Source organism: Leptolyngbya sp. AS-A5, assembly GCF_039962495.1.
Lineage (GTDB): Bacteria > Cyanobacteriota > Cyanobacteriia > Leptolyngbyales > Leptolyngbyaceae > Leptolyngbya.
On sequence record NZ_JAMPLL010000001.1, the window covers coordinates 438,750 to 461,002 of the forward strand.

Below are 22,253 nucleotides of genomic sequence, written 5' to 3' on the forward strand. Positions count from 1 at the left end.
AACCCTTGGAGAACACTTCATGCTGAAATTTCTCAAACAAGTCGGTGACTATACAAAAGAGGCGATCCAGGCGGGTAAATACATTGGTCAAGGGTTATCTGTGACCTTCGATCATATGCGCCGTCGCCCGATCACGGTTCAGTACCCTTACGAAAAGCTGATTCTTTCAGAGCGATTCCGAGGACGGATTCACTTTGAATTTGATAAGTGTATTGCTTGCGAAGTCTGCGTCCGGGTATGCCCAATCAACTTACCTGTAGTGGATTGGGAGTTCAACAAAGAAACGAAGAAGAAGAAGCTGAATCACTACAGTATTGATTTCGGCGTTTGTATCTTCTGTGGCAACTGTGTGGAATATTGCCCGACGAACTGTTTGTCAATGACCGAAGAATACGAACTGTCTACCTACGATCGACACGAACTCAACTACGATAATGTTGCGCTCGGTCGTTTGCCTTACAAGGTGACGAACGATCCGATGGTGACTCCGTTGCGCGAGTTTGCTTACCTCCCTAAAGGTGTGAACGAGCCGCACGATCTGCCGGCAGGGTCGCGCCGTGCGGGGTCGCGCCCGGAAGAGATTGTCGAAAAAGGGTCGTAGTTGACCTTACAGAGACGTGCTCGATCGCGTCTCTTGTCTGATATTTAGGAGAGAGAACCGTGAATTTAGCGGAAGGTGTTCAAATTGTGTCGTTCGCGATCCTGACAGCAATGATGCTGGGATCTGCAATTGGCGTTGTGCTTCTCGAAAATGTGGTGTATTCCGCCTTCTTGCTGGGTGGAGTATTCATCAGCATTGCTGGATTATATCTGCTGTTGAATGCAGACTTCGTTGCAGCGGCTCAAGTGTTGATTTACGTGGGAGCGGTCAACGTTCTGATTCTGTTTGCGATTATGCTCGTGAACAAGCGGGAAGCCTTTAAGCCGATGGCGAAATCTTGGATTCGTCGGGCTGCGACTGCACTTGTTTGCGCTGGAATTTTTGCCCTATTGAGTGCGATGGTGGTCACAACTCCCTGGGCGATTTCTACAGCCGTTCCAGTTGAAAGCTCGATTATTACGATCGGCCTTCACTTCTTCAGCGATTTTCTGCTGCCGTTTGAGTTGGCTTCGGTCTTGCTGCTGATGGCGCTGATTGGTGCGATCGTACTGGCTCGCCGCGAATTCATTCCTGAAGCCGACGAATTGGCTGGAACGACTGCGCTAACTTTGCCAGAGCGTCCGCGTGAACTGACCCCCGCCGGTCAAAGCAATCTTGAAAACTAAGGACTTCCCCCGATGCAACTTCAATATTTCTTACTGATTGCGGCGGCGTTATTCTGCATTGGCATTTATGGTTTGGTGACGAGCCGGAATGCGGTGCGGGTATTGATGTCGATCGAGCTAATGTTAAATGCGGTCAATCTCAATTTGATGGCGTTTTCTAACTATCTTGATCCGCAGCAAATCAAGGGTCAGATTTTTACCGTTTTTGTGATTACGATCGCCGCTGCGGAAGCAGCGGTTGGATTGGCGATCGTACTTGCGATTTATCGGAACCGCGACACAGTGGATATGGAGCAATTTAACTTGCTTAAGTGGTAGATTGCTTCTCAACTTCGAGGAAAGGCGTAGCTAAGCTGCGCCTTTTTTGTTTTTATTGAAACCTCATTATCAGAGTCACGGAAGAGCAAGAGAGCAAGTACTAGACCTTTTCGCGGAGAAGAGTAATTAGAAGGGCGATTACTTCAGTGGGGAGCTAGAGCTCAGGTACGGGCTTGTTGCAATCTCGATTACTCTTCGTATCATCAGGCATTGTAGTTTCACAAAGATATGAATTTTGGAAAATAGCAAAGTCAAGAAAGTCAAGCTTTGCTTTAGACAGGTTTGCCCCCTTTAAAGTTGCTTTGCTTAGATTTGCTCCTCTCAGATCTACTTCGGTTAAATTTGCTTTAGACAGGTTTGCCCTTTCTAAAGTTGCTCTGCTCAAATCTGCATGAGCCAAATCTGTTTCAACTAAATCTGCTCCATATAAACTTGCCTCATTCAACTTCACGACTGCTAAGTTTGCCTTAGTCAATTTTGCTGCAACTAGGTAAGCCTTGCTTAGATTTGCTCCAATCATTCTTACTTTGATCAGTTTTACTCCAGTCAATTTTGCCTCAGCCAAATCAGCGTCGTCTAATTCAATGACTGATTCTTTTTCTTGATGCAACAAATCCTGTTGAATGAGGTTAGCTTCACTCAAGAATTGCACTAAATCGCCCTTACGTCCTCCGTCTAAGTTGCGTAAAGCAGATAGTGTTCTCGCTCGTGCTATAACTCGAACTTCATTCCCTGGCTTTGCAGAGCGTAGTTTTCGATCCAAAAGCAATGCGGAAGTTTGATCAAAATACTTTGTCAATATCTCCTGCTTCACTTGATCGTTCGCAATTTTAAGTTCCTGTTTTTTGGCAGCATCTTGTAAGTGAAATACCCCAAGTGCTAATAGAGCGGGTACAGCAAAGTCCTTCGATAAATCCCATATTGTTTTGTCTTTCCAATTCCAATTCCACCAGGGTTCTCTAGAAGCTTTTCGTGGGCGCATATGAGAGTTTACTTAAGTACTTCATGTAATTACTACAACTCTATGTACAGAAATTTCAGAGCTAGGAGATGGCAGACCCTGTTAAATGGGGAGACAGCAATAGATCAACTTATGCAGAGCGCACAACTACTGTTTTCACTGAGACTGTTGTTGAGATTAGAGGATTTGAATTTCTGTGATCGTCAGTTCAGTCACTTCAGCGATCGTCTCTAGAGCAAGATTCTTACGAAGCATTTTAGTGCGATCGCTTGCGCCCGATCGGTCTGTTAATCCGTGGAAAGCGTAAATTGTTCTCGCATTTGAATTAGCATTTAGGGGTGCTTTTTTACCGATTCTCGATCGTTGTGCAGCTAAAACAAGTTCTGATTGTTCACAAGTCTGGAGACCCGTTGAGTAAGCGATGGGCAGAAAATTGCGCTCAAGCGCTAGAAAAGCGAGGGTGTCGCGTTTTACTGGGCCCAAGTGGGCCGAAAGATAATCCGTATCCGGTGTTTTTGGCTTCTGTTGCGCCACCGAGCGATTTAGCTGTAATCCTTGGTGGTGATGGAACGGCGCTTTCTGCGGCTCGGAATTTGGCAGCCGATCGCATTCCCATTTTGGCAGTGAATGTTGGTGGACATTTGGGATTTTTGACCGAATCGCCGGATGATTTTGACAGTGAAGCGATTTGGGAGCGCTTAGAGCAAGATCGATTTGCGGTGCAGAAACGGATGATGCTTCAAGCAACTCTGCATGAGGGCAATCGGACGAATCTGGAGCCTGTAAGCGATCGCTATCTTGCCTTGAATGAAATGTGTATTAAACCAGCTTCTGCCGATCGTATGATCACCTCGGTTCTAGAAATGGAAATTGATGGGGAAGTAGTCGATCAATATCAGGGTGATGGATTAATTGTGTCTACGCCGACCGGATCAACCTGTTACACGGTTGCGGCAAATGGGCCAATTATTCATCCGGGGATGGCAGCGATCGCGATTACGCCGATTTGTCCTTTGAGCTTATCGAGTCGTCCGATCGTGATTCCGCCCGGCTCTGTCGTGAGTATTTGGCCCTTGGCTGACTATGATTTAAGTACAAAGCTTTGGATGGATGGCGTGTTAGCAACTTCAATTTGGCCTGGTCAGCGCGTTGATATTCGGATGGCAGAAGAAGAAGCGCATTTCATTGTATTACGCGAAGATTATTCCTACTACACAACGCTGCGTGAAAAATTGCAATGGGCAGGAGCGCGAATTCGCTACAACAACAATCACCGCAATTAATATAGGTAGATTAAAGTTCTTGTTGATCGTAGCGCTGCACCCATTTAGTGTGAAATTGCTGAACTGGGCTTCATTTCTTGACAAATTTCAAGCAATTCCTGAGCAGCTTTTTCGATGGTGAATTGCTCAGAGATATATTGGTTTGCTTGATTACCTCTTAACAGGGCTTCTGCCGGGTTTTCTAAGCAAGTTTGCATCTGATGTGCCAGCATCTTGTAATCTTCACGCTCGAAAAATAAGTTTGAATTTCCGGCCATTTCCGGCAAACCTCCAACTCTTGCAACAATCGAGCAAGTCCGAACGCTAGAAGCTTCAAGCGCAACGTATCCGGCGGGTTCTTGCCAGCGAGACGGAACCACTAAAGCGAGCGACGATCGCACAATTTTTAGCGCTTCCCGGTTTGGGAGACTACCGAGAAATTCGATACGATCGCTAATTCCTAACTCTTTAACTAACGCCTGAAGTCGCTCTAAATCTTGTCCACTTCCGATGATTTTTACTTGAAAAGATTGCTCCTGAATTAGTTGCGTTGCTCTTAAAAGTAAATCTACGCCTTTATCGAGATTCAGGCGGCCAACATAAGTAAAGGTATAGGGCTGAAACAGATCATCAAACGTTTTTTCTGGTGAGCTTGACTCAATCGGGCAATTTAGCGCTGAAACTTTCCAGGGGAAACTTAGGGATTCAGCTAGAAATTGGCTACAGGCAGTATGTCGATCGCACAGTAAAGCAGTTCCGAATCGGATGCCAAACCTTGCCCATTTCACAGCAGTATGTAGCTTCCATTTCAAGGGATAATGTGACTTAGGTAATGTTTGAATAAATTCGCGTTTTAATCGTTGCCATAGAGACATTTTCTCATAATGTGAATGCGTCGAAATATAAAAGAGGTAGTGATACTTAATCACAATCTTTTTGTCGAGTAGTTTACATAAAATTGCGAATCCTAAATGATTAGAATTCATGTGAACGATATCTGCCCATCGAATCGCTGAAATCCAGAACTTAATCGAATTTGTTCGAGTAGAGAGAACGCGAGTTTCTACACCGAGCGCATTCAAACCTGGAACGATCGCGTCAATATAAGTCAGTACGCCTGCAATTTCGTCTGGTATGTGGGTGTGTTGAATCAGCAGTTTCATGCTTTTTGTCTCAAGCTGCTTAAATAGAATGGACTGACCAAACTACTAATTAACAATTGCTGTTCGCAAACGACTTCTAGACTTTGCGATCGCCCAAATTTCACCCAATGCACAATCAATTTTCTTAAATCATCTGCCAGATAGATCAGCGTGATGATTGGACGCTGCCAAGCCTTCCAGCGAGTCATGCGGATGTGATGTCGTGCTAGTCCAACGCCTTTGACCAATTTGAGCAGATACGATCGCTCCGTTCGCCAGTGGGGAATTTGGTGATACAGGTGCATTTCCGGGTTGTACCAAATCTCGCGCCCGGAGTTCTGAATGTGCAGAATCGCTTCGATGTCTTCACTGGCAAGCATTGCAGTGGTCGTCCGTCCCACTAACACTAATCTTTCAGGAACCGCATCGATCCACGCTTGACGCTGCACCACTAAGCCCGCGCCCGGAGGCAACACACGATCGTACCGATGCGGCTTTGATCCACGTTCGACGATCGCTAAGTATGGCGCAAGTTTCTTCACGCTAGGGGGCGGCTCGACTTCGTATTCTGCGTGAATTTGTCCACCGAACGCCCCGATTTCTGGATGCGCTTGAGCAAATCGATCAGCTTGAGCAACCCAGTTTTGATCCGGCAGTGTGTCATCGTCGAGAAAGGCAACCCAGCGTCCTACAGCTTCGCGAACAGCCCTCGATCGTGCAAACGCTAATCCTTGCTCTGGCTCGAAAATATATCGAACTTCAGGGTAGTTTGAAACAATCTGCTGAGTATTGTCGCGACTATTGTTATCGATCACTAAAACTTCCCAAGCGATCGCCTGTGTGTGAAGCTGCGATCGCAGTCGGTCTAAGACTTGCCCGATTCGAGCTTCACCGTTGTAGGTGCAGATGACGACACTCAGATCCATAGTTCATGTTCAATCCGTTGTCCCCAGTATGGACAAGCTCGATCGAGCGCTAACAATTGCCTGGAATTCCGATTGCATCTTTTGTAGAGATTAATACAAATCGAATTTAATCCTGAAAATGAAAGTCCTTTTGACTGGTTTAGCTGCAAGTCTACTCGCATTGATGCCTGCCACGGCTCAAATGAATTCCCGCTCGATCGAATCCTTTAATGTGATTGGAACTGAACCGTTTTGGAACGTGACGATCGACAAAACAGGAATCACTTACAAAACGCCAGACCCCCAGAAGATAACGTTTCCCTACGTTGCGCCCCTGAGTGCCCAAGGAAAACCCGCAGACTATGTGCGTGTTTATCCCCTACGTGGACGAACAAGCGGAACCTTGGTGATTCGACGGGGTGCGTGTAGCGATGGAATGTCCGATCGCAAATATAGCTACACGGCTACGCTGGTCTTAGGCAATACCGTTCGAGATGGTTGCGCGCTGAAGAAGTAATTCTTCTTTGCCATCACTGTAGAACTGTGGTAGAAACTCTACTCAGTTCTATTTTTTTGTCTTTGTGCAAGAGCAGTTAATTATTTTCACGCGCTATCCTGAACCGGGTAAAGCCAAAACTCGTTTAATTCCAGCTTTGGGAGAAGTTGGGGCGGCGGCACTACATCGACAGATGACGGAAGCAATGATCGCGCAATCCCGCAAGCTGAAAAACGATCGTTCTGTCTCAATTTGTGTTTATTACACAGGTGGAACACTCATCCAAATGCAGGATTGGTTAGGGCATGACCTGGAGTATCGATCGCAGTGTTCCGGCGATTTGGGCGATCGATTAATCGATGCGTTTCATTCCGCGTTTGATTCCGGTGCAAGATCAGTTGTTGCAGTTGGAACAGACTGTCCTGATTTGACTGCTGATGTATTAACGACAGCATTTCTAAAATTAAACTATTATAATTTATCAATTGGTGCTGCAACGGATGGTGGATATTACTTAATTGGATTAAATCAGTTTGTGGCTAGTATTTTTCAAGGCATTACCTGGAGTACAAATCTTGTATTTCAGCAAACGTTGGAGATTGCAAAACAGTTAAATTTATCGATCGCGCTCTTACCGACGCTGAATGATATCGATCGCCCTGAAGATTTGCGGCATTTGCCATGAAAATCTCGATCGTCATTCCGGTTCTAAATGAAGCAAACGCACTTTCTAAAATTCTCTCGATTCAAGCGACTGATATCGAAATCATTGTGGTAGACGGTGGAAGCCAAGACGAAACGGTTGAAATTGCGAAATCCTACGGCGTTAAAGTCTTGCACTCGATTCCGGGTCGCGCCGCACAAATGAATGCAGGAGCCGCGATCGCAACCGGAGAGATTCTCTTGTTTCTTCATGCCGATACACGATTGCCCCCAGGATTCGATCGAATGATTCACCATGCGTTATCGAATTCGACCGCGGGTGCATTTCAATTAAAGATCGATGCAACATTACCGGGATTGTGTTGGGTGCAATGGGGGGTCAATCTACGATCGCGTTACCTTCAATTTCCTTATGGTGATCAGGCGATCTTTCTGCATCGCAAAACGTTTGACGCGATCGGTGGATTTCCAGACCTGCCGATTATGGAGGATTTTGAATTTGTCAGAAGATTACGACAAAGGGGAAAAATTACAATCGTTCCTCATGCTGTCCTGACATCTGGACGACGCTGGCAAAAAATGGGCGTTTTCAGAACGACGATCGTCAATCAAATCGTGATATTGGCATACCTGTTGGGAGTTGCACCGGAGCGAATCCAGCGCTGGTATCGCACCGGACTCAAACCAATTCGTTACACTAGGCATCAGTAGTGTTGTGATGAATGTATGGCAACTCGCAAAGATACGATCTTCGAGCAGTATTTAGCTCCGATCGCCCGCTTGCTCGTCGATGAAACCGAGATGCGGCGATTGCACGACAGTATTGACTGGAAAACGGCATGCGATCGTTTGGCTGATCCCGATTTGGTCTATCCGAACTACTACAAAGCTCAGAACTTTCACGGCATCGAAGGTGGCTATTTAACGATCGGCGCTGCGACAACTTACGATCCCATCACTCAGTTGGCGTTACCCCCGAATGAAACCTGGGTACGCCAACAAGTGATCGAAGCCATTCAGGGACAGCCCTTACGAATTCTAGACCTCGGTTGTGGCACCGGATCAACCACGCTATTACTCAAACAAGCGTTTCCGAATGCAGAAGTGTTCGGCTTAGATTTATCGCCGTTTATGTTAGCGGTTGCCGATCGCAAAGCCAATCAAGCCAACTTAAACATTCACTGGATACACGGCAAAGCAGAATCTACGAAATTCTCTGATCATTCATTTGATCTAGTAACCGCTTCGTTATTGTTTCACGAAACACCACCCTCAATCTCTAAGTTAATATTACAGGAATGCTATCGGTTACTTAAATCGAGTGGCGAAGTGATTATTCTTGATGGCAGCCAGAAAACACTCCGACAAACAGAATGGTTAACACAAATTTTTGAGGAACCCTATATTCGTGAATATGCTCATGACAGCATTGAAGCATGGATGGGTGCAGCCAGATTTTCAACCATTCATAGCGAAGAATTTTGGTGGCTGCATCAAATTACGCATGGAGTGAAAGCACTCGCCAGCACCGATTTTGAGGAGTTTGACGAATTTGGTGGAGCATTTGCGGTGTCGTAGTCTATCTGACATTCGCGATCGCGCTCTGCAAGCTTGAGTGTAAGGTAGAAGACGGAACGATCGCGCTTTATATTCCGATGCTGAAAGCTGTTCTATTTGATTTCAACGGGGTCATTATCAACGACGAGCCACTCCACGACAAACTGCTAGAGCAGATTTTGATCGAGGAGAACCTACGCCCCAAGCCGGGAGAGTTCCGCGAACTTTGTTTAGGACGCAGCGATCGTGTTTGTATTCAAGCTTTACTAGAACGGCGCGGCAGAGTGATTAATCCGGCTTATCTTAATGAATTGGTGATGCGGAAAGCCCACGCCTACGTGCAGCAGATCAGCGCATTAGAAAAGCTGCCGATTTACACCGGAATTGAAGACTTGATGTTTAAGCTGCCTCAGTGCAAGTTTGCGATCGTCAGTGGCGCACTGCGGTCTGAAATTGAACTGGTCTTAGAGCAGACAAATCTGCGATCGCGCTTTTCAGTTATCGTGTCCGGCGACGATCTAATCGTCAGCAAACCTGAACCGGATGGATATCTGTTAGCGATCGATCGACTCAATCAAACTTTCCCGAATCTTCAGTTAACGGCTTCAGAATGTTTAGCGATCGAAGATACCTTCAGCGGCATTGAAGCGGCGAAAGCAGCGAAGATTCCGGTTGTGGGAGTTGCAAATACCTATCCGTTTCATATGCTGCAACGCTGCGCCAATTGGACAGTCGATTATTTAATTGATTTAGAAATCGATCGTCTTCAAGATAGCTTTGCGATCGTTCCAGTCTAAAAAAGTCGAATTCATCATTGCTTATTTTTTAGTCTCTTAGATTTTTGCTACGCAGTAACATGGAACTAGAAGTGCAAATCGTTGTTTTGTGAGTCTTCATGCTATTGTCCCTGCGGATCGAAAATTTTGCGCTGATTGATCACCTCGACTTAACGTTTGGGGCAGGACTGCACGTTCTGACCGGAGAAACGGGTGCGGGTAAATCGATTATTTTGGATGCGATCGATGCGGCGCTCGGCGGAAAGGTGACAGGTCGGGCGGTACGAACCGGAGAAGAGCGCGCCACGATCGAAGCGACTTTCCGAGTGAATGATCTGCTGAAGTCCTGGTTTGAGCAAGAGCAAATTGATCTACTCGATGACGAAATTGCCGTTTGTAGCCGTGAGATTGTGGCGTTGGGCAGTGGGCAACGCAATCGATCGAGAATTAACGGAGTCCTAGTCAACAAGCAGCAGATGGAAGCGTTGCGCGATCGTTTGGTTGAAATCACCGCGCAAGGGCAAACCGTTCAACTGGGGCAACCCGGACTTCAGCGAGATTGGCTTGATAGTTATGGCGGAATCGCCTTATTAAAGCAGCGCGAAGTCGTCAGTCAGGCATTTTCCAGCTATCAGCAGGCGGCTCAAGCTTTAGAAAAACGCAAACATTCAGAGCAGCAGCGCTTACAGCAGCTTGATCTGTTTGAATATCAGTTACGCGAACTGAATGCAGCAAACCTCGACGATCCAGACGAGTTGGATCAACTAGAGCAGGAACGCAAGCGGCTCGGTCATAGTGTGGAATTACAGCAGCAGAGCTATCAGGTATATCAAGCCCTTTATCAGAATGAAAATGGAGAAGATGCCTGTGCAGACTTGCTGGGTAAGGCAGAAAGCTTGCTGAACGACATGGTGCGCTATGACGATCAGATTCAGCCCATCTTAGAGATTGTGACTTCTGCACTGGCACAAGTCGAAGAAGCAGGACAGCAAATTAATGCTTATGGCGACGATTTAGAAACTGATCCGCAGCGGCTGCAAGAAGTCGAAGAACGCATCGTTGAATTAAAACAAATCTCCCGCAAGTACGGTCCTAATTTGAGTGATGCGATCGCGCTGCGGCAATCGCTCCAAACCGAACTCGAAGAACTCACCGGAGCCGGACAATCGATCGAGGAGCTTGAAAAGCTCACCGCAACTCGAAGAACTGAGCTTGTCGAGGCTTCAACCCTTCTCACTGAATTGCGTCAGTCCACGGCTCAAGGTTTAGAAGCACGCTTGATTGCAGAACTCAAACCGCTGGCGATGGAAAAGGTGCAATTTCAGGTGGGAATTACACCGATCGCACCGACCGCCGCCGGGAGCGACCGCATTAGCTATCTATTTAGCCCGAACCCTGGTGAACCGTTGCAGCCGTTAACCGAGATTGCGTCCGGTGGGGAAATGAGCCGATTTCTACTCGCGCTGCAAGCTTGTTTCTCTCAAGTCGATTCGGCAGAAACGCTGGTCTTTGATGAAATCGATGTTGGGGTTTCCGGTCGAGTCGCGCAGGCGATCGCAGAAAAGCTGTATCAACTGGGTCGGCATCATCAAGTTCTCTGCGTGACGCACCAGCCGATCGTGGCAGCTATGGCAGATCAGCATTTCAATGTGGCAAAGCAAGTGATTGAACTGAGCAACGGATCGCAAAATGGGAACGGAGCCAGCGCAGAGCTTAGAACGATCGTGCGGGTGAGCGCACTCGATCAGGAGCAACGCCGTCAAGAGTTGGCACAGTTAGCCAGCGGTCAAGTCGGCTCGGCTGAAAATACCACGACTGAGGCGGCGGCGATCGCGTTTGCGGACTCGCTGTTAGCGCAAGCAGTAAGTTTGCGAGATGGAGTCAGTCCGGCTGAACCCGCTGCCAAACCTGTGGAAGCAGCCGCGAGGAAAAAAGCACGATCGACCCGGAAACGCTAGTCCGGTTTATCACTTGCAGCAGGGATCGAGCGATAATAGCAACACACTGCTAGATCTACATTGGAATGCCTAATTGGAATGCCTAAACAACGGCTCGATACACTTTTAGTCGATCGCGAACTCTGCTCGTCGCGCCAACAGGCACAGCGACTCATTCAGGCAGGCGAAGTGCGAGTGGATCAACAAGTGATTGATAAGCCTGGAACTGAAGTCGCGATCGATGCCGCGATCAACATTCGAGCGAAATCACCGTTTGTCTCGCGGGGGGGTGAAAAACTCAGTAAAGCCTTGCAGGAATTCCAGATTGAAGTGAGCGATCGGGTCTGTCTCGATGGCGGCATCTCAACGGGTGGCTTTACCGATTGCTTACTGCAATCGGGTGCAAAGCAGGTTTATGGAATTGATGTAGGTTACGGACAAGTGGCCTGGAGTTTGCGTCAAGATCCGCGTGTCGTGTTGAGGGAACGGACGAATATTCGACATCTGAAGCCGGAAGAGTTGTACACCAATGATCAACCAATTCCTGATTTGGGGGTTGTTGATGTTTCATTTATTTCTCTGACTAAAGTTCTTCCTGCACTCTGGGAGCTTTTACAGCCGCCAAAAGAGGCGATTTTGCTCGTAAAGCCTCAGTTTGAAGTGGGGCGCGATCGCATTGGTAAAAAAGGCGTAGTGCGCGATATCAAAGATCAAACAGGCGCGATCGCGCAAGTGTTAGAAAGTGCACGATCAATCGGTTGGCAATATCAAGGACTCACCTGGTCGCCGTTGTTAGGCCCTGCGGGAAACATTGAGTTTCTGCTCTGGCTTAGAACGGAACCCACAACGACAGCACTAGATTTTGAGCAGATCAAACAGTCGGTGCAATCTGCTCAGAAAGCGCTACTCCATTAATTGCTGATGAATTTCGATTCCCCGGTTTTGCATCGCTCGATCGAACAATTCTGTCGGGAGTGCTTGCTCGATCGCCCAAACTCCCGGTTTTTTCAGCTCACCCGATAACAGCATTTCCGCGACTGTGCCTGTTCCAATTCCGGCGGAAACTGCGGTATCGGGATGCGTCATGGTTGAGACACAGCGCACCGATCGACCATCTTTTTCTCCGGTAACTTCCGATCGAATCGCTACCCCAATTCCGCTAACGCGATCGGTGACATCGGTCATAAAGTGGCTGACATGAGACAAAAACTCAATCACTGCTTTCGTTTGCAGTAATTTTGGATGCCACCAACGCGCCACACTCCAAGTTAGATAGTTATAAAACGTGGGCACCGTTGCAAACTTAGTAATCACCGTTTTCACCGGAAATGTATCTGGCAGCGTGAAGGCTTCGGGCATATCAAACCAGTAAACACCGACCTTACCGTATTGTGGAAACTCGACAACTTCGCGATCGCTATACGGCTTCACCATTTGCCAGTCTCCGCCGATCCACGCTTCAAACGGTCGCTGCAACCCAAGAAACGTAGTTCGCATCACGGTAATGCCCGCTCCACCAGAACCTGCAACTACATAGCTTAAATGAATTTTTTCTGCATGATCTAACTGTTCAACATCACGTCGCACCATGCTATTGGAAATACCTGGGAAAATACCTGTGTTAATGATTGCGGTAACGTCAGCGGATTCAGCATTCGATCGAAATGCCAGCGCTTTGCGAGTGAACGAAGGATGATCACTGACATCAATGTAGTTAATACCTTGATCAATACAAGATTGCAACACGCTTGCATTACGGTAGTGAAACGGGCCAGCACAGTGAATTACTAAGTCTGACTGCGCGATCGCATTCTTTAACACCGCAGCCGCAGATAAATCGATCGCGCTAAATTTGACTCGTTCTCCCAGTTGCTGACTGACCTGTGCGCCTGTGAGTAAATTGCGTCCGGCAATCGTAATCTCTGCATCGGTATGAGCAATCAGATCTGCTGCTACCTTACTACCGACTCGACCCGTGCCACCGAGAATGAGAACTTGCTTTGTCATGAGCCATCATTCGTTCACGTTAGTTTCTGAGAAACCCAGCGCTGATTCCTAGCAAATAAGGCTTCTCATCCCTAAACGATACCAAACAAAAATCCAAGTCGATCGCTTCTCCAAATAGTGCAACAGTCCGTAAATTGCTGCAATCAGAAATAAACGAATATCATCTAAGCGATTTCAGCTTGAATTGCTTTGTACTGGGCTTGAAATTGAGGGTTCTGCTTTATCGCAGCTTCGCAAGCTTGTAGAGCGGCGTTGAATTGTCCCAACTTTCGGAGGCATTCGATTTGATAGTACCGCGCATAGTTGAGTGAATTTGCATCGCTGAACGCACGATCGATTGCCTGGTTCAGCGATCGTAAGGCTTCTTCATACCGTCCTAATTGATGCAGGGCATATCCACGATCGGCTAAGACATGGGCGCTATTCGGTTCATATCGCAGATATTGATCGAGCGATACGATCGCTTCTTCGTACCGTTCAAGCTGGAGTAACGTATCGCCTCGTTCATGCGCTAAATCTCGATAATCTGGGCGCAGGGCAAAGGCACGATCGTAACTTTCAAGGGCTGCTTCAAAGCGCTGATGTTTTGCGAGGGCTAAGCCACGTTCGTGCCACAGTCGAAAATCGTTGGGGTATTGTTTCAAGCCTTGCTCGTAAACCGCGATCGCGCCTTCGAGATTTTTCGCGTTTTCGAGTTGTTTGCCGTAACCGAGCCATTGCATCGGTTGCGTGAAAGGGAGGGGCTGATAAGGATCGAGTGCGGGTTGAGGTTGTTTTTTACGAAGGGATTGACTTGCGATCGCAATTCCCAGCACGATCGCGACGATGCCCCAACCCACGACGGGCGAATTCGGAGAAATTGAGATTGGTGTAGAAGATGGCTCTGAAGTCGTGAAGAGGTTTTTCGACATACGGCAGATGAGTCAACTGTCTCACACTCTAGCATTTTGCTCTTGGAGATTTTTCAGACACGAAGAGTGCGTTTATTAAGATGACAATGTGCGATCCAGAGGGATGAATCGATCGCACATTGCCATCTTAAGGAATCGTTAAAATTCTCAAAATCCAAACCGCTTGCTTACCCGATTCTGATCCCATCGCTCCTGATCACGGTACGATGAGTAGATTGTTACTTTTGTTCATCTAACGCGAACTGCTTATGAAGCGCTTATTGTCTCGCCTGCTGGCGCTAGTGATCGTTGTGGCGATCGGGCTTGTCGGATGCTCTCCTGCATCGGGCGGTCTGACGGGCAACTACCGCGATGACACGCTCGCCGTGATCAACACCCTCAAAACTGCGATGACGCTCCCCGCCGATGCACCGGACAAAGCGGCAATTCAAGCCGACGCACGAAAATTAATCAACGATTTTGCTGCTCGTTATCGTCGCGATACATCTTTAGCCAAGCTGAGTTCTTTTACCACGATGCGAACGGCGCTTAATTCCCTTGCTGGGCACTATAGCTCTTACCCGAATCGTCCTGTCCCGCAGAAGATGGTCGATCGCTTAAACATCGAGTTCAACCAAGTCGAAGCTTCGCTAAAACGCGGCAACTAAATATTGATTTCATCTAGAAACCCCAGGCACGAGATAATCTCGTGCCTGGGGTTTCTCATGTTTTTCAGCACGTGAGAATTTCGTAGATGCCTTAATTTGAGATTGGAAGCGCTGCAATTTTGCTGCCGGATTCTTGGAAGACAGATTGCCAAGCTGCATAACCCTGAGCGCTGAGGTGAATTCCATCTGTTGTGTACTCAGACAAAATCTGTCCATCTTGATCAACAAACTCAGAGTACAAATCCAGATAGCTTGCGCTTGCCCGTTGTGCGATCGCTTTTAACTGGACATTGATTCCAGCAATTCGATCGTGCGGAATCCGGTGCGATCGCGTGGGCAAAATCGATTCAACAATAATTCTGGCATTCGGGTGCATCTCTTGCAGCTTTGTAATGATTCGCTGAATATTCCAGACAATCTCTGCATCAGTGGCACCCATCTTTAAATCATTCACGCCTGCCATGAGGTAAATCTCCGAGGGGCGCGTCTCTACTAGATCAGACAGTCTCGCCAAAATATTCCAGGTTGTATCGCCAGAAATGCCTTGATTTAGCCAGATTCGCGAAGACTGTAAGCGATTGCAAGGAAACCATAAACTCAAAGAATCACCAAGTAGAATCGCAAGATCGCGATCGCTTCTCCGCTTAGACACAGCTTTGGATTCTTGCGCCAGCAGATTACGCCATTGTTGATAAGTAGGCTGTAATGCCGCTCCTCGCCAAATTTCCGTGAAACTGTCGCTCGGCAATCGGGTATAAAGCTTGCCAATTTGCAGGGCGGCTAGACGCTGGACATAAAGCTGTCCACCCGACTGAGGCGCTTGACTCGAATTGGCTGCAATTTTCGTTGAAAACTCCGGCTCGAAGTTGGATGCGATCGGAGCCAATGGTAATCCACTCGGTACCGTTGGCACGTTGTCTGAAATGATTTCGGGTGACGCAACTGGAGCCGGGAACATTTCGAGACGCGAAAGAATCAGTGGAGATGAAGCGGAAGCCAACGCAGACAAAAAAGCCAATGCAAACGCTGTAGAGGTTGCCATAAACGAGCGGATAAACGCTAATTATCCTTAACGTGACAAATATCACACAGTCAGGATAGTTTCGCAATCGTAAGGTAGGCTTTTCTCTAAGATTTTTATTCAATTACAATAATCGCGCTTCATCAGAACTCTTGGCCTGTCGCGCTCTATCTGATTGGCTCAGTTTTATAAATAAATTCTGAGCCTTCCATCTGCAAAGGATCAATGTCAAGTTAGTATTCTCCCTAGAATCAGGCTGAACCTTGGGATGAGCCTGAAATTTCGTTGTCTGACAAATCTATCTCAAGAGCGTTTATTTTCGCTTAGATGAAGCTCTATTCATAGTCTTGTCCCTACGGGTTCGAGCATGAGCGACTTTCTTTCGGTGCTGGAGCAGTTTTCCCGATCGCGCATCCTTGTCATTGGAGAAGCGATGCTCGATCGCTATCTTTACGGCGGTGCTACGCGCTTATGTCAAGAAACTCCAGTTCCAGTCATCACGTTGTCTCACGTGATCGACCAGCCTGGAGGAGCCGCCAATACTGCCATGAATCTGCAAAGCTTAGGAGCAAAGGTGACTCTACTTTCAGTCGTTGGTGGAGATTGGGAGGGAATCAGACTTCGGCAAGTGTTGCAGGGAATTGAAGGAGTTGTTAGCGCTAGCGATCGCACGACGCTCACAAAACAGCGTGTCATGGATGGCGATCGTTTATTGCTGCGGTTCGACCAAGGAAGTACCGAGTCGTTAACGACAGAACTAGAAGATAAGCTCATTACTGAACTCAAAACACAATGGAAAGATTATGATGCTGTAATCATTTCAGATTATGGCTATGGAATTCTGACGAATCGCATCATTGATACGATCGATCAACTTCAGAAGTATCGTCCTAAGAGCTTGATTGTTGATGCTAAGAATTTGCTAAAGTATCAAACTCTAGACGTAACCGCAGTTAAACCAAACTATCAGCAAACATTAGCTTTACTGAATCAGATTGAGAACGTAAACTCCTCCAGAGTTCAGTATGTGAAAAATAACGCAGAGCAAATTCTAGAGAAAACAGGAGCAAAAATCGTAGCGGCAACGCTCGATCGAGACGGCGTGATTCTGCTACAGCGCGATCGCGCTCCGTATCAAATCCGCGCAAACCCAGCTTGTTCCACACAAACGATCGGCGCTGGAGATACCTTTACGGCTGCATTTGCGATCGCCTTGGCTTACACCAACAACGCCACGATCGCCGCAGAACTGGCCGCCGCCGCCGCCGCGATCGTCGTGCAAAAACCAGGCACCGCTCGATGTACCTTAGAAGAGCTCAAATCAAGATTTAGTCATGTCCTGGAACCAAGCTAAAAATCTACTTTGCATTCGTCTGGATACGATCGGCGATGTCTTGATGACCACTCCCGCATTTCGGGCACTCAAAACCGCCCTGCCCGATCGCCGATTAACGCTGCTGACTTCTTCTGCGGGAGCCGCGATCGCGCCCCTGATTCCTGAAATTGATCAGACGATCGTTTACGATTCTCCGTGGCTAAAAGCAACTGCTCCCCGCGAATCGCCGCGCCCAGAATACGACATGATCGACCTGCTTCGACAACATCAGTTCGACGGCGCAATTATCTTTACGGTCTATAGCCAAAATCCTTTGCCTTCTGCGTTCTTGTGCTACCTGGCAGAAATTCCGCTCCGACTGGCGCACTGCCACGAAAATCCGTACCAACTGCTCACCGATTGGATCAAAGATCCAGAACCCGATCGCGGCATTCGTCACGAAGTCCAGCGCCAACTCGATCTCGTTACTGAAATTGGCGCAACGGCTGAAAATCAGCACCTTTCACTTCGAGTAGACCCCAGAGAGCGCGATCGCGTGTCTCATCTGCTGAGTTCATTCAATCTGCCAAAGCGATGGGTTGTTATGCACACCGGCGCAACTGCTCCTTCACGCAGATATTCGATCGAACAGTTCGCGATCGTTGCGGATCAGTTAATTCTTGAGCATGATTTCGCGGTGATTTTTACAGGGACTGCGATCGAACTCGATAGCGTGGCTCAAATCCAGGCAAAAATGCAGGCGACGGCTCACTCGCTGGTTTGTCAATTAAGCTTAGGTGAGTTCGCAGCACTGATCGAACTTGCACCCGTCGTCATCTCAAATAACACTGCACCCGCGCATCTTGCCGCCGCGCTCGGAACTCCAGTTGTTGATTTATACGCTTTGACCAATCCACAACACACGCCGTGGCAAGTTCCTCATCGACTGCTGTTTCAAGATGTGCCTTGTAAGTATTGCTATAAGAGCATTTGTCCAGAAGGACACCACAACTGTTTAGCGCAAGTTGCCCCTGAAACCGTGGTAAAAGCAACCTGTGAATTGCTCGAAGAAGTAACACAAATGCTTGAAGTTTCGGCTTAAAAGTTATCAGACTTAAACGTTTGCAAGCAGTTTAGCTGATTCTAAAAAGTCTCTCTTCCCTGAGACATTTTTGATTATCACTTCTGACAGATGGGTAACTACGAAGTCACTTGATACTTTGTATCTGTGAGCTAAAAACTTTTAGGAGAAACTGATTATGAATCTTATCGCTTGGATTATTTTAGGTTTGATTGCAGGCGCGATCGCAAAGGCAATTTATCCTGGAGATCAAGGTGGCGGTATTCTTGGCACAATTATCTTGGGAATTATCGGCGCATTCATCGGTGGTAGCCTTTTCACCTTCCTGACGACAGGGGCATTGAATCTAACCGCCGCTTCCTTGAGCTTTGGTGGTATCTTGATTGCAATCTTGGGCGCGATCGTTGCAATCTTCCTGTGGGGTCTGTTGACTCGTCGTGCTGCTTAGTTCAGCGATCTAGAGCATCCGCAATCTTTCTAATGACAAAAGCTTTCTCTGCATAAGTTCAGAGAAAGCTTTTAATTTATGGAAATTATTTAGTTTTAGGCTTGATCCAGACTAATTTGGGGTTAATTATTCTCCTTTCGGTTTTGCTTTATTGACGCGAAGCTCCCGACCCATCCACTCCGCTCCATCGAGTTCACTGATTGCAGCGTCCTCTTGGCTATCTTCTTGCATCTCAACGAACGCAAAGCCTCGCATCCGTCCTGTTTCTCGATCGGTGGGTAAGACAACGCGCTTTACCGTTCCATATTCAGCGAACACAGATTTGAGGTCGTCTACGGTCGCGTTGTAAGAAAGATTTCCAACGTAAATGGTCATGAGAATTTCCGAAACAAAGAGCAAAACTGGATTTTAACGGCGATCTCACTCAACAAATTGCTACTGAGTGACGGTTTTTGCGACCGGACTCCAAAGGAAATACTTCAGAAGCTTTTTGCAATTCGGATCGAATGGTTAAAATTCCGCTTTAATCATCGCTCTTTTCTTGCCATTCGGTTTGTTTTACTGACTACATCTTCATAAAAATATCGAATTTATTTGAAGCAATTTTTCAATGGATGAGTTTCTGGACGTTTTTGAAGCGGTGCTGCTCAATTCATCATCTTGAGCAGCACCCAGGTTTAATACTTAAACAGTCCTACGCCTTGAACCTTATATCCGGTAGGTTCAAGAATCTTTTGAGCCGCTTGTTTCCCGGAAATTGTTGCGCCTTCCATGCTGTCGATATAGTCTTGCTGCGTGTAGCTTCCGGCTAAGAAGAAATTTGCGATCGGCGTTTTTTGCGAAGGGCGGTACGGGTCTTTACCAGGTTCTTCGCGATAAAGCGATTGTGCCAGTTTTACCACGTTGTACCAAGTCATATTCAATTCCCGTGATGAAGGGAAGAGATCATGAACCTGTTTGAGGGCGTGTTTGGCTATCTCCTCATTGCTCATCGGCACAAAGGGATCGCCAGGAGTGAGAACCACCTGCATTAGTGAACCTTGTCCCTCGCGGTAATAGTCTTTCGGGCTGGTGAGCGCTAAATCTGCAAAACAAGAGAAATCTGCATCGGAGCTGTAGAGGAGATTGTCAATTCCTGCCGATCGCTCGACTTGATGCCGCGCTTGGGGATCATTCATTTCTGTTACCCAGCCATCAAACCGCAGTTGCACGGTTGCAACGGGAACCGCTTCTAACTTGTAAATATTGTCGAATTCCTTGATGCTGCGCCATTCTTGCGGCAAGAGTCGCTGAATTCCTGGCACATCACAAGCGGCAAGATACACATCAGCAGTAATGATTTCTTCGGTTTCACCGTTTGCTATTGCCAATCCAGTCACTTTGGTATTCTGTCCTTCCCCTTCAAACAAAATCCGCCGGGTTTGTCTACGGGTGTGGATTTTTGTGCCTCTCGCTTCGAGGTATTCGACGATCGGTTTATGCAAGTATTCCGCAGGCGATCCTGATAGCATATTCAGTCGCGATGCTTCCGTTTTTGAGGCGAACATCATAAAGATCGTCAACATACAGCGAGCAGAGATATTTTCGGTGTCAATAAATCCCAACGCAAGTGCGATCGGATCCCACATTTTCTTCAGGCTATTCTGCGATCCGCCGTGACTGCGAAACCAATCGGCAAAGCTGACGTTATCGAGGGCGCGAATCATTTTCATCGCCACATCAAAATTGATTAAGCCGGGAACGATCGGGCTTGTCCCCAGCGCAATCGCATTCTGCAATTTGTCTTGAATCGTTAACTGTCCGGTTGTAAAAAATGCTTTTAATCCATGAAACGGCGCACCGACCAAAAAGCGAAAATCGAGTTTTCCTAACTCCCCGCCCCGATTTACAAACGTATGGACATGCTCTTTGGGCAAGAGTTCATCATAAACGCCCACCTTTTTCATCAGCGCAAAAAGGTTTGCATAGTTGTTGAAGAAAACGTGCAAGCCCATTTCGATGTGATTGCCGTCGGCATCAATCCAACTGCCGACCTTTCCACCCACAAACGGTCGAGCTTCAAAGATTTCGACTTCGTGACCCGCATCGACTAATTCCACGGCGGCGGCTAATCCTGCCAAACCTGCCCCAACGATCGCAACACGCATTCTGCAATTCCACTCGCGACTTTCTTAAGAAATTTTAACGCTCTTGTGTAATCAAAAGCTGAAATCGAGGCATTCTAACTGGGTCGAATTTGTTCCACTGTATGGGCTTTGGTATGAGCTTCGGTTTGATCAAAGGACTGTCGATCGTTTCGCTTTTAGGGTTGCTGATTGGCTGTAACCCTCTGCCAACTCGCATTGTGCAATACACCCCGCCTCGCCCTGTCGATCCAACTCCTTATGAGAAAAAAGGCTTTGTTTCGGGAAAAACTGCCGATCGGCTGCCACCAAAATCTGAGATCAAAGTCCCGCGTACTGTCGTGGCAAAGCCAGGCAAAAAACTCTCGGAAGAAGACTTAAATACTTTGCTGAGTCAGGCAGAAGATAAAGCGGTGAGTGCCCGGAATCTAGCAGGATCGGCACAGTCGAAAGACGATTGGAATTTGGTCATCGAGCGGTGGAGGCTGGCGATCGATATTCTCAAGCCTGCGGCACAGTTACCGCGTGTTCGCAAATCACTTACAGAATACGAGCGCAATTTATCCGAAGCTCAGGTGCAAGCCAAGACAAATCCGCGTCAGCTTGATATCAATGGTCGATCGTCCAGCAATGGAATTCCGTTAACCGTTAAATCCTCGCCTTCGCCTTCCCCGTCGCCCTCAGCCTCACCATCACCTTCAGCGTCACCTTCGCCTTCTCCCTCGCCGTAATTCGATCAAAGTCTGTTCGATGCCAATACCATAGAGACGTTTCGGCGAAACGTCTCTACCAGAAATCATGCGATCGCCCTAAACCAACGGGTAGGTTGGCAAACCATCAATGCTGACCTCATTGTTATCTTTGCGGTACTGCTCCAAGCCTTTGCTGCCTTTCTTGATCGACCAATTGATCAAAGCGTCGCGATCGCCCACAAAGTCATAAAGCGGAACTCCGCCACCGCAAGAAGTCGAGAGCGAATCGATCGCTAGTCGAACAATTTGCCGCGCTCCGGGAATCGGCTCAAACAAGGAATACAACATGTCCCACTTTTCATGATTGGGAGAAATGATCGATCCAGTTCCGTAAAGTCTTAAAATGACGGGCTTTCCGATAAAGCTGCAAAACATAATCGTCATCCGCCCATTTTCTAGCAGATGAGCGCTGGTTTCATTGCCGCTTCCGGTGAGATCGAGATAGGCAACGGTTTGACGATCGAGAACGCGAAACGAATTAATCCCTTTTGGAGAGACATTCACTCGACCGGCGATCGGAGCTGTCGCCGTAAAAAAGATGTGTTGTTCTTCGATAAATTGCTGAAGCGCGTCTGTCAGTTCCGGGTAAAACTTTGGCATTGTTCAATGCAGTAAACATGGCGGTTCACATTAACACTCTTTAGTTTTATGAACCGCTCATCGTT

Annotated in this window: 25 protein-coding genes; 16 read left to right on the plus strand and 9 right to left on the minus strand. The window is 47.4% G+C overall.

What is annotated here, in order from left to right; genetic code table 11:
* The first annotated feature begins 19 nt into the window (after positions 1-19).
* Genes ndhI through nuoK form a run of 3 tightly spaced genes read left to right on the plus strand, consistent with a single transcriptional unit; the run spans position 20 to position 1,584 of the window.
* Positions 20-601: an NAD(P)H-quinone oxidoreductase subunit I gene (gene ndhI, locus NC980_RS02155; protein ID WP_190378822.1), complete on the plus strand. Its 582-nt coding sequence runs from the start codon at positions 20-22 to the stop codon at positions 599-601.
* Between the two features lie 59 nt (positions 602-660).
* Positions 661-1,266 carry an NADH-quinone oxidoreductase subunit J gene (locus tag NC980_RS02160; protein ID WP_190378823.1) on the plus strand — a complete coding sequence of 202 codons (606 nt, stop codon included), beginning with the start codon at positions 661-663 and terminating at the stop codon, positions 1,264-1,266.
* 12 nt (positions 1,267-1,278) lie between these two features.
* Positions 1,279-1,584: an NADH-quinone oxidoreductase subunit NuoK gene (nuoK, locus tag NC980_RS02165; protein WP_190378824.1), complete on the plus strand. Its 306-nt coding sequence runs from the start codon at positions 1,279-1,281 to the stop codon at positions 1,582-1,584.
* A gap of 154 nt (positions 1,585-1,738) precedes the next feature.
* Here the strand turns inward: nuoK and NC980_RS02170 are convergent, their stop codons facing one another.
* Complete coding sequence (locus NC980_RS02170; protein WP_190378825.1) at positions 1,739-2,566, minus strand: pentapeptide repeat-containing protein; 828 nt, start codon at positions 2,564-2,566, stop codon at positions 1,739-1,741.
* Positions 2,567-2,910: 344 nt separating this feature from the next.
* Between NC980_RS02170 and NC980_RS02175 the strand changes: the two genes are divergently transcribed.
* Positions 2,911-3,828 carry an NAD(+) kinase gene (locus tag NC980_RS02175; protein ID WP_190378912.1) on the plus strand — a complete coding sequence of 306 codons (918 nt, stop codon included), beginning with the start codon at positions 2,911-2,913 and terminating at the stop codon, positions 3,826-3,828.
* A gap of 44 nt (positions 3,829-3,872) precedes the next feature.
* Here the strand turns inward: NC980_RS02175 and NC980_RS02180 are convergent, their stop codons facing one another.
* Together NC980_RS02180 and hpsE are read right to left on the minus strand one after the other, a co-directional pair.
* The gene (locus NC980_RS02180; RefSeq protein ID WP_190378826.1) at positions 3,873-4,970 is read right to left on the minus strand and encodes a glycosyltransferase; all 1,098 of its coding nucleotides are present in this window, start codon (positions 4,968-4,970) and stop codon (positions 3,873-3,875) included.
* Complete coding sequence (gene hpsE / locus NC980_RS02185; protein ID WP_190378827.1) at positions 4,967-5,875, minus strand: hormogonium polysaccharide biosynthesis glycosyltransferase HpsE; 909 nt, start codon at positions 5,873-5,875, stop codon at positions 4,967-4,969. The genes NC980_RS02180 and hpsE overlap by 4 nt, the downstream gene beginning before the upstream one ends.
* A gap of 118 nt (positions 5,876-5,993) precedes the next feature.
* Here hpsE and NC980_RS02190 point away from each other — a divergent pair, with 118 nt between their 5' ends.
* The 7 genes from NC980_RS02190 (at position 5,994) to NC980_RS02220 (ending at position 12,198) form a co-directional block, all read left to right on the plus strand.
* Positions 5,994-6,371: a hypothetical protein gene (locus NC980_RS02190; protein ID WP_190378828.1), complete on the plus strand. Its 378-nt coding sequence runs from the start codon at positions 5,994-5,996 to the stop codon at positions 6,369-6,371.
* 64 nt (positions 6,372-6,435) lie between these two features.
* Positions 6,436-7,035 carry a TIGR04282 family arsenosugar biosynthesis glycosyltransferase gene (locus NC980_RS02195; RefSeq protein ID WP_190378829.1) on the plus strand — a complete coding sequence of 200 codons (600 nt, stop codon included), beginning with the start codon at positions 6,436-6,438 and terminating at the stop codon, positions 7,033-7,035.
* Complete coding sequence (locus tag NC980_RS02200; RefSeq protein ID WP_190378830.1) at positions 7,032-7,724, plus strand: TIGR04283 family arsenosugar biosynthesis glycosyltransferase; 693 nt, start codon at positions 7,032-7,034, stop codon at positions 7,722-7,724. The genes NC980_RS02195 and NC980_RS02200 overlap by 4 nt, the downstream gene beginning before the upstream one ends.
* 15 nt (positions 7,725-7,739) lie before the next feature.
* On the plus strand, positions 7,740-8,591 hold the full coding sequence (locus tag NC980_RS02205; RefSeq protein WP_190378831.1) for a class I SAM-dependent methyltransferase: 852 nt from the start codon (positions 7,740-7,742) through the stop codon (positions 8,589-8,591).
* A 77-nt stretch (positions 8,592-8,668) separates the two neighbouring features.
* Complete coding sequence (locus tag NC980_RS02210; RefSeq protein WP_190378832.1) at positions 8,669-9,367, plus strand: HAD family phosphatase; 699 nt, start codon at positions 8,669-8,671, stop codon at positions 9,365-9,367.
* Positions 9,368-9,465: 98 nt separating this feature from the next.
* Positions 9,466-11,304, plus strand: a complete 1,839-nt coding sequence (recN, locus tag NC980_RS02215) for a DNA repair protein RecN (RefSeq protein ID WP_190378833.1) — start codon at positions 9,466-9,468, stop codon at positions 11,302-11,304.
* 78 nt (positions 11,305-11,382) lie between these two features.
* On the plus strand, positions 11,383-12,198 hold the full coding sequence (locus tag NC980_RS02220) for a TlyA family RNA methyltransferase (RefSeq protein ID WP_190378834.1): 816 nt from the start codon (positions 11,383-11,385) through the stop codon (positions 12,196-12,198).
* Here the strand turns inward: NC980_RS02220 and NC980_RS02225 are convergent.
* The gene (locus tag NC980_RS02225; protein ID WP_190378835.1) at positions 12,187-13,290 is read right to left on the minus strand and encodes a saccharopine dehydrogenase NADP-binding domain-containing protein; all 1,104 of its coding nucleotides are present in this window, start codon (positions 13,288-13,290) and stop codon (positions 12,187-12,189) included. The two genes, NC980_RS02220 and NC980_RS02225, sit on opposite strands and share 12 nt — an antisense overlap.
* Before the next feature lie 164 nt (positions 13,291-13,454).
* A complete protein-coding gene (locus tag NC980_RS02230) occupies positions 13,455-14,201 on the minus strand; it encodes a tetratricopeptide repeat protein (protein ID WP_190378836.1) in 747 nt (248 codons plus the stop codon).
* Positions 14,202-14,449: 248 nt separating this feature from the next.
* On the opposite strand from NC980_RS02230, the gene psb27 reads away from it, so the two are divergent.
* Positions 14,450-14,848: a photosystem II protein Psb27 gene (psb27, locus tag NC980_RS02235; RefSeq protein WP_190378837.1), complete on the plus strand. Its 399-nt coding sequence runs from the start codon at positions 14,450-14,452 to the stop codon at positions 14,846-14,848.
* A 91-nt stretch (positions 14,849-14,939) separates the two neighbouring features.
* Here psb27 and NC980_RS02240 read toward each other — a convergent pair whose 3' ends face one another.
* Entirely contained in the window at positions 14,940-15,890 is a 951-nt protein-coding gene (locus tag NC980_RS02240) for a GDSL-type esterase/lipase family protein (protein WP_190378838.1), read from the minus strand.
* A gap of 346 nt (positions 15,891-16,236) precedes the next feature.
* Between NC980_RS02240 and NC980_RS02245 the strand changes: the two genes are divergently transcribed.
* From NC980_RS02245 to NC980_RS02255, 3 genes are all read left to right on the plus strand, one after another.
* Positions 16,237-17,223: a PfkB family carbohydrate kinase gene (locus NC980_RS02245; protein WP_190378839.1), complete on the plus strand. Its 987-nt coding sequence runs from the start codon at positions 16,237-16,239 to the stop codon at positions 17,221-17,223.
* Positions 17,204-18,286 carry a lipopolysaccharide heptosyltransferase II gene (waaF, locus tag NC980_RS02250; RefSeq protein ID WP_190378840.1) on the plus strand — a complete coding sequence of 361 codons (1,083 nt, stop codon included), beginning with the start codon at positions 17,204-17,206 and terminating at the stop codon, positions 18,284-18,286. The genes NC980_RS02245 and waaF overlap by 20 nt, the downstream gene beginning before the upstream one ends.
* 157 nt (positions 18,287-18,443) lie before the next feature.
* On the plus strand, positions 18,444-18,713 hold the full coding sequence (locus NC980_RS02255) for a GlsB/YeaQ/YmgE family stress response membrane protein (protein WP_190378841.1): 270 nt from the start codon (positions 18,444-18,446) through the stop codon (positions 18,711-18,713).
* Positions 18,714-18,839: 126 nt separating this feature from the next.
* On the opposite strand, the gene NC980_RS02260 is transcribed toward NC980_RS02255, so the two are convergent.
* Together NC980_RS02260 and zds are read right to left on the minus strand one after the other, a co-directional pair.
* A complete protein-coding gene (locus NC980_RS02260) occupies positions 18,840-19,088 on the minus strand; it encodes an RNA-binding protein (RefSeq protein WP_190378842.1) in 249 nt (82 codons plus the stop codon).
* A gap of 302 nt (positions 19,089-19,390) precedes the next feature.
* Positions 19,391-20,860 (minus strand): 9,9'-di-cis-zeta-carotene desaturase, encoded by a 1,470-nt coding sequence (zds, locus tag NC980_RS02265; RefSeq protein WP_190378843.1) that lies wholly within the window; start codon positions 20,858-20,860, stop codon positions 19,391-19,393.
* 113 nt (positions 20,861-20,973) lie between these two features.
* Between zds and NC980_RS02270 the strand changes: the two genes are divergently transcribed.
* A complete protein-coding gene (locus NC980_RS02270; RefSeq protein ID WP_190378844.1) occupies positions 20,974-21,567 on the plus strand; it encodes a hypothetical protein in 594 nt (197 codons plus the stop codon).
* 78 nt (positions 21,568-21,645) lie between these two features.
* Here NC980_RS02270 and NC980_RS02275 read toward each other — a convergent pair whose 3' ends face one another.
* Positions 21,646-22,188, minus strand: a complete 543-nt coding sequence (locus tag NC980_RS02275; protein WP_190378845.1) for a pyridoxamine 5'-phosphate oxidase family protein — start codon at positions 22,186-22,188, stop codon at positions 21,646-21,648.
* Positions 22,189-22,253 lie beyond the last annotated feature (65 nt).